Source organism: Kitasatospora sp. NPDC057015, assembly GCF_042673745.1.
Taxonomy (GTDB): Bacteria; Actinomycetota; Actinomycetes; order Streptomycetales; family Streptomycetaceae; genus Kitasatospora.
Window position 1 is genome coordinate 14,739 of record NZ_JBHUSG010000013.1, and the last position, 12,790, is coordinate 27,528.

Annotated in this window: 9 protein-coding genes; 1 reads left to right on the forward strand and 8 read right to left on the reverse strand. The window is 69.1% G+C overall.

The window, feature by feature from the left end; translation table 11 throughout:
* The first annotated feature begins 590 nt into the window (after nt 1-590).
* Nucleotides 591-3,566, forward strand: a complete 2,976-nt coding sequence (locus ACFTWP_RS15275; protein ID WP_380264991.1) for an ATP-binding protein — start codon at nt 591-593, stop codon at nt 3,564-3,566.
* Between the two features lie 123 nt (nt 3,567-3,689).
* Here ACFTWP_RS15275 and ACFTWP_RS15280 read toward each other — a convergent pair whose 3' ends face one another.
* The 8 genes from ACFTWP_RS15280 to ACFTWP_RS15315 all read right to left on the reverse strand — a co-directional run bounded on the left by ACFTWP_RS15280 (nt 3,690) and on the right by ACFTWP_RS15315 (nt 12,778).
* Nucleotides 3,690-4,061, reverse strand: a complete 372-nt coding sequence (locus tag ACFTWP_RS15280; RefSeq protein ID WP_380264992.1) for a hypothetical protein — start codon at nt 4,059-4,061, stop codon at nt 3,690-3,692.
* Between the two features lie 417 nt (nt 4,062-4,478).
* A complete protein-coding gene (locus tag ACFTWP_RS15285) occupies nt 4,479-5,276 on the reverse strand; it encodes an amino acid ABC transporter ATP-binding protein (RefSeq protein ID WP_380264993.1) in 798 nt (265 codons plus the stop codon).
* Complete coding sequence (locus ACFTWP_RS15290) at nt 5,273-6,082, reverse strand: amino acid ABC transporter permease (protein WP_380264994.1); 810 nt, start codon at nt 6,080-6,082, stop codon at nt 5,273-5,275. The genes ACFTWP_RS15285 and ACFTWP_RS15290 overlap by 4 nt, the downstream gene beginning before the upstream one ends.
* On the reverse strand, nt 6,082-6,957 hold the full coding sequence (locus ACFTWP_RS15295) for a transporter substrate-binding domain-containing protein (RefSeq protein WP_380264995.1): 876 nt from the start codon (nt 6,955-6,957) through the stop codon (nt 6,082-6,084). Before ACFTWP_RS15295 ends, ACFTWP_RS15290 begins: the two co-directional genes overlap by 1 nt.
* A gap of 203 nt (nt 6,958-7,160) precedes the next feature.
* A complete protein-coding gene (locus tag ACFTWP_RS15300) occupies nt 7,161-7,262 on the reverse strand; it encodes a putative leader peptide (protein ID WP_380265143.1) in 102 nt (33 codons plus the stop codon).
* 736 nt (nt 7,263-7,998) lie between these two features.
* Nucleotides 7,999-11,019, reverse strand: a complete 3,021-nt coding sequence (locus ACFTWP_RS15305) for an ATP-binding protein (protein ID WP_380264996.1) — start codon at nt 11,017-11,019, stop codon at nt 7,999-8,001.
* Between the two features lie 428 nt (nt 11,020-11,447).
* Nucleotides 11,448-11,717 carry a hypothetical protein gene (locus tag ACFTWP_RS15310; RefSeq protein WP_380264997.1) on the reverse strand — a complete coding sequence of 90 codons (270 nt, stop codon included), beginning with the start codon at nt 11,715-11,717 and terminating at the stop codon, nt 11,448-11,450.
* 485 nt (nt 11,718-12,202) lie between these two features.
* Nucleotides 12,203-12,778 (reverse strand): HD family hydrolase, encoded by a 576-nt coding sequence (locus ACFTWP_RS15315; RefSeq protein ID WP_380264998.1) that lies wholly within the window; start codon nt 12,776-12,778, stop codon nt 12,203-12,205.
* Between the last annotated feature and the right edge of the window lie 12 nt (nt 12,779-12,790).

A 12,790-nucleotide genomic window follows, 5' to 3' on the forward strand; every position in this document is an offset into this window, starting at 1 on the left:
ACCGAGACCTCCCCCGCTGGGACGACAGGCGCTGGCCCGGCAGAACGCCCCCGAGCAGGTCGGCACAGTGCTCACCGAGCGTCGCCGGATGACCACCGAGGCCACCCGGTCCGAGCAGCCACTGACCGAGGAACGCTGTCGCCGGCCCTAGCCGAGCCGGCCACCAGGTCCACCGCGACCGGTGCCAGTAGCGGGCAGCCCGCCCGCGCTGCTCTGCCGGCGCCGACCCGCCGGGTCAAGCCGGACATGACGCGGCAGACCCAGGCTTCGCCCACCGACGGCGGTCCATCTGCTTCCGCCGCAGGTCCGCCAGGACCAGGACCAGAATGGTCCGCGCCTGCGGTAGATCCCACCGGGCGGAAGGGGCGCATGCCTTTACACTGCCGGCCCCGGAGGTGGCGGCCGCGGGAACTCCCAACCATCGGGTCGGTACGTCTCAGCAGCGATAGGCGCCCAGTACTGGGGCGGTTCACCGCCCACCGGTCCGCGTCGGCGCGTGGGTGGTGAGTGCGTGCGGTGTTCGCCCTCGGGTCCGTCGTGGCCAATGACCAGAGCCAGGGTTAGCGTTGTTGGAGAGAGGTGGTTCTGCCATGCGTTCCGGTGGTGGTCGTCCAGCGGTGGAGGGCGAGCGGGGGTTCGTGCTGGTGGGCCGCGAGGACGAGTTGGCCCTGCTGAGGGCGGCGTTGCGGAGCCTGCCGGCGGTGGTGTTGGTCGAGGGCGAGGCAGGGGTGGGCAAGTCCCGTCTGGTCCGGGAGGCCACCGCGGCCATGGCCGGTCAGGGAACTCGCCTGCTGACCGGCTTCTGCCACCCGCTGCGTGAGCCGTTGCCCTTCGGGCCCGTACTGGAGGCCCTGCGGCCGGTCGCCGAGTGGCTGCCTCCGCCGGAGACGCTGAATCCGCAGGCCGGGGCGTTGGCACCGTTGCTGCCGGAGCTGGCCAGGCACCTGCCCCCGGCCCCCGACCAACCGGGTGACGCCCGCAGCCGGCGCTTCCAGCTGGTCGGCGCGGTGCGCTCGGTCCTGGAAGCGATCGGCCCGGTGGTTCTGGTGGTGGAGGACCTGCACTGGGTCGACGACGCCACCCGGGAACTACTCCTCCTGCTGGCCCGCGACCCGCCGAAGAAGCTCGCCCTGACCCTGACGTACCGCGGAGAGGATCTGGCCCCCGATACGCCTGTGCTCGGCGCCCCTTATCGGCGCCCGGTCGGCACCGCCGGCGTCGAAGTTCACCTGGACGCCCTCGCCGAGCCCGACCTCTTCGAACTGGCCTCCACCGTCCTGGGCCACCGGGCCACCCGAGGGCTGGCCCGCGTGCTCTACGAGCGCAGCGCCGGGCTGCCCCTCGTCGTCGAGGAAGACCTCCTCACCCTGCAACTGCACCACCGACACGAAGAGACGCTGCGCGCCGGAGGCCGACAGGCCGGCGGACGCGGTCCCCGCGCTTTCGAGAGGGGTAGCCGCCGGCCGGGCACGGGAGCTGCCGGGGATCCCGGCGGTGGTGATGATGTGGCGGTGCTGACGGGGGCGGAGGTGCCCCGGTATCTGCGGGAGGCGTTGGCGGCGCGGCTCGCGAGTCTGACGGCGGAGGGCATGGCGATGGTCGAGGCCGCGGCCGTCCTCGCCGTTCCGGCGGACCAGAGCCTGTTGACGGAGGTCGCCGGCCTGCCGTCCGACCGGGCCGCCACCGGCCTGACCGAAGCCCTGCAGCTGACGCTCCTGCGCGAGAGCGCCCCCGCCCGCTACGGCTTTCGCCACACCCTCGCCCAGCAGACCGTCTACCGCGACCTCCTCGGCCCCCGCCGGGAAGCCCTCCACCGCCAGGCCGTCCGCACCCTGTGGACCAGACCCTCGCCTCCGCTTGTCCAGATCGCCCACCACACGCGCGCACTCGGCGACGTCCAGGGGTGGCTGCGCCAGGCCGAGGCCGCGGCCGACCAGGCCATCGCGGTCGGCGACGACGGCACCGCCGCCACACTCATCAACGAAATCCTTGCCCAGCCCGACCTCGAAGGCGATCTGCGCACCCGCGCCGCCCTCGCACTCGCCCGCATCGCCAAGGAAGGCGTCGAACGTGCCACGGCCATTACCCTGCGCAAGATCCTCATCGACCCCCAACTGCCCGCCGCGGCCCGCGGCGAGATCCGCCTCACCCTGGGGCTGCTCCTGCTCAACCAGGCCCTGGACCACTCCGGCCTGGCCGAGCTGGAGCGGGCCGTGCAGGAACTGGACTCCCGGCCGGACCTCGCCGCCCGCGCCATGAACGCCCTCGCCGTTGACGAGCGGAACCGCTGCCAAGGGGCGACGCATGTGTGGATGGACCGCCTGGAGGCCCTGACGCAACAGGTCGAGCAGGGCGCTCCGGACGAGCGCGTGTGGGCCGCGGTGTGTGCCACCCGCCTCTCCTTGTTGGCCACGGCTGGCGACCCCGCGATGTGGGAAATGCTCGAGAAGCTTCCCCGCGGATCGGCTGACCGCGAGGTCATGTCGCATACCGCGAGGGGCCTGCACAACGCGGGCTCCGCTGCGATCCGGATGGGGCACGACGAGCAGGCCAACAGGCTGTTGGAGGAGAGCTGCGACCTCGCACAGCGACTGGGACACCACCTTCTGGAGTGCTTCAGCGGGCTTTCCCTCCTGTGGCTGGATTGGTTTGCCGGCCGGTGGAGCACCCTGGAGGAGGACATCGCGCGGTGGGGCGAGGAGTTCCCCGAGGTCGACATCATCGGGCTGGAGGCGTTGCTGCAGGGTGGAACGCTGAGTGCGGCCCGCGGGCAGTGGCAGAGGGCACTGGATCAGCTCGGCAAGGTGGCCGCCAGGGCAAGGCGGGCAAGTGAGGACGACACGATCTTCCGGGCGGCGGCGGGCATCGCCCGGATCCACCTCGCCCGGGGCGAGCCCGAGGCGGCCTGGACCGCCGTCGCCCCATCCCTGCACCTCCTGCACGACGTCCCGGTGTGGCTCCAGGCCGGCGAGCTGCTGTCGATCGCGGTCAGGGCGGCCCTGGCCTGCGGTCATCAGGACCGGGCCCGGGATCTGGTCACGGCGGCCGAGCAGGTCCTGGTCGGCAAGGACGCCCCCGCCATGGAGGCGGAAGTCCACCTCGCGCGTGGCCTCCTCCTCCAGCACGGCGCGGACGCCGACGGCGCGGCCGCACACTTCGACCGCGCCCGACTCCTCTACGACACCATCGGCCGGCCCTACCACGCCGCCCAGGCCGCCGAACTCCTCGCCGCCACCCGGGTCGCCACCGCCCCCGGCACCGCCGCCACCGGATACACGCAGGCCGGCACCGCCTACACCGCCCTCGGGGCGGTCGCGGACGCCGCGCGCTGCCAGCAGGCCCTGCGGGATCTGGGCCTGGCCCGCCCCACACCACGTGGCCGTCGTGGCTACGGCACCGAACTCTCACCCCGCGAGAAACAGGTCGCCGAACTCCTCGCCGACGGCGCCAGCAACCAGGACATCGCCCAGGCCCTCTCCCTCTCCAAACGCACCGTCGAAATGCACGTCGCCAACACCCTCAAGAAACTCCATGCCACCCGCGACGCGCTCACGGACCGGAATTAACTGCAAGGCGATTCTCCCGACTCCTGACCAGCCCAGAATGCGAACCGCTGCCGGAGGGCTCAGCGAGCGGCTGCCCTACCATTCGGCTAAGTCTTCAGAGCTGTCAGACGAGGCGGTCGGCTTCTACGGTGACTTCAACGCGGCCAGCAGTAGTCTGGCTTCGCCTGTCAGCTGATCGAGTGGCCGGTCCAGTTCGGTCCCGTGGCGGTTGACTACGGCAGTGAGGGCAGCGAGTTGGCCGCCGATCGGAGCAGCGCCTGCAGCAGCTGTCTTGAGCACCTTCGCCACCTGCCCCTGGCCGACCGGTTTGCCCTTGGCGATGATGGCGTGCAGCTCCTTGGCGGCTGCGAGTATCCAGGTCAGCCCGTCTGAGGCGGTGGCCGGCGCTGACCTAGGGGGAGCAGGCGGCCGGAGCTGGATGCGGTCGTAGACGTACAGCTCCAGTCCGGCCGCCCCGCAGAGCTGCTCTGCTGTTGCCCGGGTCGCCGTGGGCACCTCGTCGACGTGGTCTGCGACCTGACCTGCGGCCGTCTGAAGAAGATCGGCTCACGTCGGCGCAACCTGCCATCCGGGAGATCACCCTGCTCGTCATGCCTTTCCCACACGGCAGGCGGCAACGACATCTCCGCCTTCACCATGCTTCGGAGGCGCTGAAGGTGATCGACCGCTCGTCGCGCGCCGCCAACGAGCACGGCCTGGTGGACCTCAAGCCTTGGCGCGACCTCACCAAGGTCTGTGCGAAGGCCCGGTGCACCGCCGAGCCCCTGCAGGCTCCGCTCGTCCTGGCGACAGCCGAGGTCAGCCGCAGTCCGATGAGCATCTCCCGGCCAGCAACCTCTGACGCCCAAGTGCCCCGCCCCGCCCCACACCAGATCCCGTGACCTGCGACTTCAGGTTGAAAGTAGGCGATGGTCAGGTCTCCGGGAGCTGTTCGACCCGCGCCGAGAGCGGGTTGAGGACCCGGGAGAGGAAAGCTCGGGTCCGCTCGTGTCCGGGGCGGTCGAGCACCTGGTCGGCGGGGCCCTGTTCGACGACCGTCCCGGCGTCCATGAAGGCCACCTGGTCGGCCACCTCGCGGGCGAAACCGATTTCGTGGGTGACCACCATCATGGTCATCCCTTCCTCGGCGAGCAACTGCATCACCGCCAAGACGTCGCCGACGAGTTCGGGGTCGAGTGCCGAGGTCGGCTCGTCGAAGAGCATCAGCTCGGGGCCCATGGCCAGGGCACGGGCGATGGCGACCCGCTGCTGCTGGCCACCGGAGAGCTGCGCCGGATACGCTGAGGCCTTGTCGGCCAGGCCGACCCGGGCCAGGTTCTCAGCCGCCGTCGCCGCCGCCTGAGCCCGGCCGCGCCGCAGCACCCGACGCTGGGGCAGCACCAGGTTCTCGGTCACCGTCAGATGCGGGAACAGGTTGAACTGCTGGAACACCATACCAATCCGGCGCCGCACCGCGTCGATGTCCACGTCCGGATCGGTCACCTCGGTCCCACCCACGAGTACCCGTCCCGAAGTGGGTTGTTCCAGCGCGTTGACACAGCGCAGCAGGGTGGACTTGCCCGATCCGGATGGGCCGATCACGCAGATGACCTCGCCAGGGGCGACCTCCAGATCTATGCCCTGCAGTACGTCCTGGTCACCGAAGGACTTCCGCAGCTCTCGGATCTCGATCTCCGGGCGCCCGGGCTCCGAGGTGGTGCTCGTGGTCATACCCTCTCCTTCACGGTGCGTGCTTCGAGGCGCCTGACCAGGTAGCCCAAGGGCACCGTGACCAGCAGGTAGCAAAGGCCCGCCACCAGAATGGGCGTAGAGTTCGCTGCCTCACTGGCCGCGTCCCGGCCAAACTTGGTGAGCTCGCGCTCCCGCAGCGTCACTCCGAGGAACAGCACCAGCGAGGAGTCCTTAAACAGCAGCACCAGTTCGTTGGTCAGCGGGGGGATCACGATCCGGAATGCCTGCGGAATGATGATCGACACCATCGCGCGACCGTGCGAGAACCCGAGCGAACGAGCCGCCTCCAACTGCCCTTTGGGCACCGCCTGGATACCGGCCCGGATGGTCTCGGCCATGTACGCCGCCGACACCAGCCCAAGAGCCAGAGCCACCTTGCCGTACGTACCCCCGGCGATCTGAGTGCCGGGGAAGGCCAGCGGAACGGCCACCCCGACGAAGATGAAGATCAGCAGCGCGGGCAGGCCCCGGAATAGCTCGATGTACAGGCCCGCAGCCCACCGGTAGGGCGTCACCGAGGACAGGCGCATGAGGGCGATCACCAGAGCGAGCGCCAGCCCGGTCGAGAAGCCGGACAGTGTGTACGCCACGGTGTTGCGCAGGGCCACGGTGATGATGTCGGGGAACAGCCGGCTGATGAGTTCGGGCTTGGCGAACTGGCTGGCCAGCCGGCCCCAATCCGCCCCCACCGCCAGAGCAGCCACCGTTGCGACGAACAGCACGTTCTGAACACCCCGCGCGGCCGACCTTTTCTGACGCTTCGTCAGCCTGGTCAGAGCGGCCACTACTGTGCCGCGCTCGGGGTCGCGCCCGCCATCGCCGAAGCATCGCCCTGTGCGGTCGTGAGCGGGCCGATCCACTTCTCGTAGCTCTGCCTGTAAGTGCCGTCGGCCCTGGCCTCCGCGATCACCTGGTTGACGACCGCCAGCAGTTTGGCATTGCCCTTCTTCAGGCTGAAGCCGTACTGCTCACCGGTGTTCAGGTTGTCTATCTGATCGAACGCGGCTGAGTTGGCGCTGTCCTTGAGCCATCCCTGAACCACCGGGTAGTCGATGACCACCGCGTCCACCTGGCTGGTGCGCAGCCCGTTCAGGAGGGCATCCGAGCTTTCGAAGGAGACGGGGTTGAAGCCCTGCTTCTGGGCATACTCCTCACCCGTCGTCTGCGCCTGGGTACCGAGCTTCTTGCCCCTGGCCGCGAGGTCCGCCAGGGAGGCGGCTCCCACTCCCTTGCGGGCCAGCACTGCCTGTGTTGCGTCGAAGTACGGGACTGAGAACTCGACGTTCTTCTTTCGCTCCGCAGTGATGGTAATTCCGGCCGCGGCGATGTCGCACTGGCCGGAGTTGAGAAAGGCGCCGGTCTTGAAGTTCTCGAAAGGAGTGTCCACGATTTCCTGGGTCACGCCGAGCTTCTTCGCCACCAGATCGATGAGGTCGACGTCGAAACCGACTACCTTGCCGTTCTGCTCGGACTGGAACGGCGGGTACGGCAGGTGGGTGCAGGTCTTGAGGTGCCCGGCCCCGGCCAGTTGCACGTCTCCCGCCATCGTGTTGGCCGTGCCACTGCCCGTCGAGGTGCAGCCGACGGTCAGAAGGAGCAAGGCGGACGCCACCGTGGCGCCGAGCAGCCGGCGCGTTGGATGGAAGACGGTCGTGGGCATGATGGCTCTCCTGAAGGGTGGGTGGGCAGGCCCGTTGCGCCGCCGGGACTCTGCCGACGTGGATTGTGCGGACTGTCCGGGCGCAGTCTGGGTCGAGTCGTCGTGACGCGGATGTGCGCGTGCCGCCGCTGAACAGTCGCGAGTCCGGGACGGCTCGGGCCCGCGCACAGCGACTGGCCGTCGGGCCGAAGAAGGCGGGACGGTCAGTGGTTGCAGCACGACCCCGGACAGGTCGCACTGGCGACCCGCCGCAAGTCAATGTGCAATCTGGCCACGAGCAGCGTGGAAAACATGCGGCGCACCATATTGGTTTGACGGTCACATAAAAGCGACCGTTCCTTTGGGGGAAATCGCGAAAAGCCCGGAACCTCTTGGTGGTCTGCCACCGGTTCCCAGTGATGCGATGCCAACACCTTGGCACATTCAACCTGCTACGACAATTAGAAGCTTCAGATAGATCGCAAACTGACCCATAAGGCGGTCTGATCTGTCGGCACTTCTGACGTTCAGCAGCCACAAAACCTGTTCGTTGCCGGTTCCTCCCAGGTACCTCCCGAGGGCGGCGTGGGAGCTGTCCGACTCCGGGCTGCTCGTCTCCGCTCTTGGTTCGCAGTTCCTCGTCAACGAGCCGAAGGACCGGTACGAGTCGTGGTCGTGGGAGAGTGCCACGGCGACAGACGCGAGCGATATCAGGTCATGGCCGAGTGGTAGCCGGTTGCTGGTCCTGGACGCTGGCGGGGCTCGCCTACTGTCCCCAGGAAACTGTCCGAAAGGGCCGATTGGACAGTCAGGACAGGCCGGTGGCGTCGGCGTGTTCGCGGTGGCCCCGCGGGCGCACGCAGTTGCCGATGCCCGGTCCGGTGTGGGTGTCCGCCAGGGCTTCGTGGCCGCACGCCGGCCAGGTGGCGGTGATGGCCGATCCCTGGAAACTGTCGCCCGGCTCTCAGCCTCACTGGACGGCAACTCCACACTTAGCGCCTCAGCACTCACGGTCGGGGGGAGAGTCGTACCGGCCTTCGACGAGGAAAATCCGCGCCTCGGTCAGTTCCGGTCCGTGAGCGCGTCGCGGGTGGTGTGGAGTTTCTTGAGAGTGTTGGTGACATGCATCTCGACGGTGCGCTTGGAGAGGGAGAGGGCCTGGGCGATGTCCTGGTTGCTGGCGCCGTCGGCGAGGAGGTCGGCGACCTGTTTCTCGCGGGGTGAGAGTTCGGTGCCGTAGCCACGGCGCCCGCGTGGGGTGGGGCGGGCCAGGCCCAGATCCCGTAGGGCCTGCTGGCAGCGTGCCGCGTCCGCGACGGACCCCAGAGCGGTGAAGGCGGTGGCGGCGTTGGTGAGGTGGGTGGCGGCGTCGTAGGGCGCGGCGTCGGTGCGGGTGGTGGCGAGGAGCTCGGTGGCCTGTGCCGCGTCGTACGGGCGGCCGATTACGTCGTAGAGGAGCCGGACGCGGTCGAACTCATCCGCTGCCGCGTCGAAGTCCCCGGCGTCGAGCAGGAGCAGTCCGTGGGCGAGGCGGAACTCCGCCTCCACCGCCGGCATGTCCTTGCCCCGCACCCCCACCACCTGCTCGGCCGCTGCGGCAAGTTCGCGGGCCGTGTCCTGGTGTCCGCAGACCAGGGCGGCCTGGACTGCGACCGGCAGCAGCCCCCAGCCCTGTGCGTCCAAGGTGGTGAGCCGCAGAAAGGCCAGGGCCGGTGCGACGGCGTCCCAGGCGGCCCGGGGCTGCTCACGAGCCAGATTTACCCGCGCGGCGATCATGGCCGACCGGGATATCCATTCGCTCTCGTCGGACCGGTCGATGACACCGGCCACCTGGTCGAGCTGATCCAGGGCGCTCCGCCACTGACCGCGGGCTGCGGCCAGTTGGCCCAGGGTGAGTGCCGCCTCGACGGCGAGCGTAGTCAAGTCGGGAAAGGCGTCCTTGAGCCGCGCGTAGTCCTCCTCCAGGCTGTGCCAACGGCCGGCCAGCCAGTCCAAACGCAGAAGGTCGAGGCGGCTGTAGCCCTCCAGAAGGTGATAGCCCAGCTGCCGCGCGAGACCGCTGCTCTCGGTCAGCAGACGGAATGCCTGCTCGTCCTGGCCCGCTTGGACAGCGCCGGCGCCCACGTTGTGCAGGGCCTGGTTGATCTGCCGCTGAACGACATGGTCGGAGGACGTCCGGGGCAGCTGGTCGACCAGCTGCCGGGCAGCCGGATCACCCACCAGCACCATCATGTTGAGGCGGGTGGCGCAGACCGCCGCCCAGACGGTTTCGTCGGGGTGGACGCGCAGGGTCTCCTCAGTGGCGTCGAGCCAGGCCAGCAGCCGCTGCTCCCACACACGTGGGCCCTGCGGGTAGCGGCGGCGTTCGTCGGCAGTCAACGCGTTCAGGGCACGCACAGCGAGATCCGGGCGGGTGTCGAGTTCCTCCACGGCCTGTTCGAGCTCGGGGAAGCCCGCTCGGTCGCGATTCTGGTTGAGCATGAGCACACCCAGGGTGAGGCGGATCTCGCCGCGGGCGGCGGTGGGCAGTTGGGGGTCGATGAGGATCCTGCGCAGGGTGGTGATGGTCCGGGTGAACTCGATGCCTTCCTTTGCGACCCGGGCGAGCGCGAGGGCGGCCCTGGTGCGGAGGTCGCCCTCCAAATTGGGCTGCGCGAGGATCTCGTCGATGAGTGCGGTGGCGGTGCCGTCGTCGCCGACGGCGATCGCCTGGTCGGCGGCGGCCTCCGCCTGGTGCAACCACGCCTGGACGTCTCCCAAGGCCTTCGTGTGGTAGGCGATCTGCACGAGCGGTGGGGACGGCCTCGTCCACAACCTGCGGACCGCCTGACGGTGGAGTTCCAGGCGACGCGGGCCGAGGAGGTTGCGGTAGACGGCCTGCTGAGCCAGGGTGTGGCGGAATCCGTAGCGGGCCGGCCCGATCTCGCGCAGGATTGTTGCCCGTAGGGCTTCGGCCAGTCCGGCGGACACCTGAGCCGGCCCGAGGCCGGTGACCTCCGTCAACAAGTCTTGATCCGTCGGAACGGCGAGTACGGCCGCCGCCTCGACCACCGTCCGGCTCTCCACCGACAAACCTGCAAGTCGTTCTGTGATGGCCTCTCGCAGGTACCGGGGCACCTCCGCCCGCGCCAGCACCGCCAATTCGTCTCTGTTGACGTAGCGAGGCACGAACACCTCGTCCGCCGATCTCGCGCGCCTAGCAGCGCTCGTCCGCCATTCGCTACCGTCGGGTTGCCTGTTGCCACCTGAGTGCCCCGCCGCTTCGCGTTGGTGTCGCAGCTGGTGTTCTCGCAGGGTGAGGAGGTCCTCCTCGGCGATGAGGGGCAGGCCCGCGCTGCGCTCGTACAGAGTTCCGGCCAGCTCCGGGGTGGCGCGGCGGCCCAGGACGGCGGAGGCCAGTTCGAAGAGATCTGGTTCAGCCAGGGCGTCAAGGTGAATCTCTGCACCACCGGTACCGACCGGACGCCGGTACGGCGTACCGAGTACAGGAACATCAGGCGCGAGATCCTCACCTCGGTAGGTCAGCACCAGCGCCAACCTCTTCGGCATGTCACGGGCCAACAGCAGCAACAACTCCCGTGTCGCCTCGTCGACCCAGTGCAGATCCTCCACCACCAGCACCGCCGGACCGACCACCTCCAGCACCGAACGCACCGCACCCACCAACTGGAACCGCCGACCACGAGCATCCACCAGCTGGTCGGGGGCCGGGGGCAGGTGCCTGGCCAGCTCCGGCAGCAACGGTGCCAACGCCCCGACCTGCGGATTCAGCGTCTCCGGCGGAGGCAGCCACTCGGCGACCGGCCGCAGGGCCTCCAGTACGGGCCCGAAGGGCAACGGCTCACGCAGCGGGTGGCAGAAGCCGGTCAGCAGGCGAGTTCCCTGACCGGCCATGGGCGCAGTGGCCTCCCGGACCAGACGGGACTTGCCCACCCCTGCCTCGCCCTCGACCATCAACACCGCCGGCAGGCTCCGCAACGCCGCCGTCAACAGGCTCAGCTCGTCCTCGCGGCCCACCAGCACGAACCCGTGTTCGCCCTCCACCACTGGACGACCACCACCGGAACGCATGGGCAGGACCACCTCCTGACCTCCTACAACGCTAACCCCTGGCTCTGGTCATTGGCCACGACGGACCCGAGGGCGAGGACTGCAAGCACTCACCGCCCACGCGCCGACGCGGACCGGTGGGCGGTGAACCGCCCCAGTACTGGGCGCCTATCGCTGCTGAGACGTACCGACCCGATGGTTGGGGTTCCCGCGGCCGCCACCTCCGGGGCCGGCAGTGTCAAAGGCATGCGCCTCTTCCGCCCGGTGGGATCCATCGCAGGCGCGGCCCCGTCTGCTCCTGGCGGGCCTGCGGCGGAAGCGGATGGACCGCCGTCGGTGGGGCGAGGCCTTTGTCTGCTGCTTCATTGCCGGCTTGACCCGGTGGGTCGGTGCAGACAGAGCAGCGCGGGCGGGCTGCCCGCTACTGGCACCGGTCGCGGTGGACCTGGTGGCCGGCTCGGCTAGGGCCGGCGACAGCGTTCCTCGGTCAGTGGCTGCTCGGACCGGGTGGCCTCGGTGGTCATCCGGCGACGCTCGGTGAGCACTGTGCCGATCTGCTCGGGGGCGTTCTGCCGGGCCAGCGCGGGGGAGGTCTCGGTGAGGCAGGTGGCGACCGTACGCATGATCTCGGCCTGATCGGTCTCGGCCAGGGCCCGATAGGCATCGGCAGCGAGCTGGCAGCGGGCCTGCTGGTCGGGATCGCCGGTGGCGGCCACCGGAGCGATCGGCATCGTGGTGATGCGCCGTGCGGCCCTCAAAGCAGTACCCCTGGACGGCAACAGCAGTAGTACGCACGTCTGCCGCGGCGAACCCCGTCTGGCCATGCGCCGGGACGGGAACCGCTGCTGCCCGCGGCGAGGTTCCTCTCCTCGCCGCCGAAAACACGACCGCACGCCAGGCCGCCTGGCCCGTGCCGAGCACCTGGTCGCCGCCAGCCCATGCCCGGAAGGGCACCCGAGAGCCGGTCTGGTCATGGGCTGAGGCAACTGTGCTCGCCAAGTCGGTGGTGGCGTACAACCCTGGCACGCTGAACCAGGCACGAGAGGTAGGCCTCCGGTACGTCGAGGTCTTCGATGGGCCCGACTGCGGGTGGACTGCCCACAGTGACCTGAACAAGACAGTCCGAGCACTGCGCACTGTCGACGAAGCCGCTGAGTGGCCGACCGCTCACCCGCATAGTCGGCCGGCGTTCGGTTTGCGGCCAGATGCATTGTGACTAGCGGAGGTACGTGCGCTGCCAGTCAGCCAGCTTCATTGTTTGAGCCGCGTCGGCGAGAGCGATCGCGGACGGCAGTTTGAGCTTGGCCCGGGTGCTGTCCACCCACTCCTGAGCTGCGGGGTAGCCCTGCTGGAGGTACTCAAGTCCCTGGATCATGCACTCCAGTTTGTCGGCGTCGTGGGCGACCTGGACTTCCAGGGACTTCCCGTTCTCGTAGTCGTGAACGATGGCGCTGATGCCGTCGGCCACAGCCGGGTGCGCGTCCGCTACCTGGTCAGCAGTCACCGTCTCGTTCGACTTTGTCTGGATGTACCGTCGGCCGATCCAGGGGATGTCGCCGATGCGCGTCTCCTGGGTGTCATGGAAGGTGCAGAGCAGTGCGACCCGAGCGGGGTCGGCGCCTTCCATCATGGCGAGAACCGCACCGATGACGGCTGTCCGCCACGAGTGCTCGGCAATGGTTTCGGGATCCTTGATGCCGGCGATCCACCAGCCGCTGCGCTTGGCGCGCTTCAATGCACCTGCTTCCAGAAGGTAGCTGACGGTGCCTTCGGCTTCCTGGCGGTCGTTCACTGCGGTGGTCCT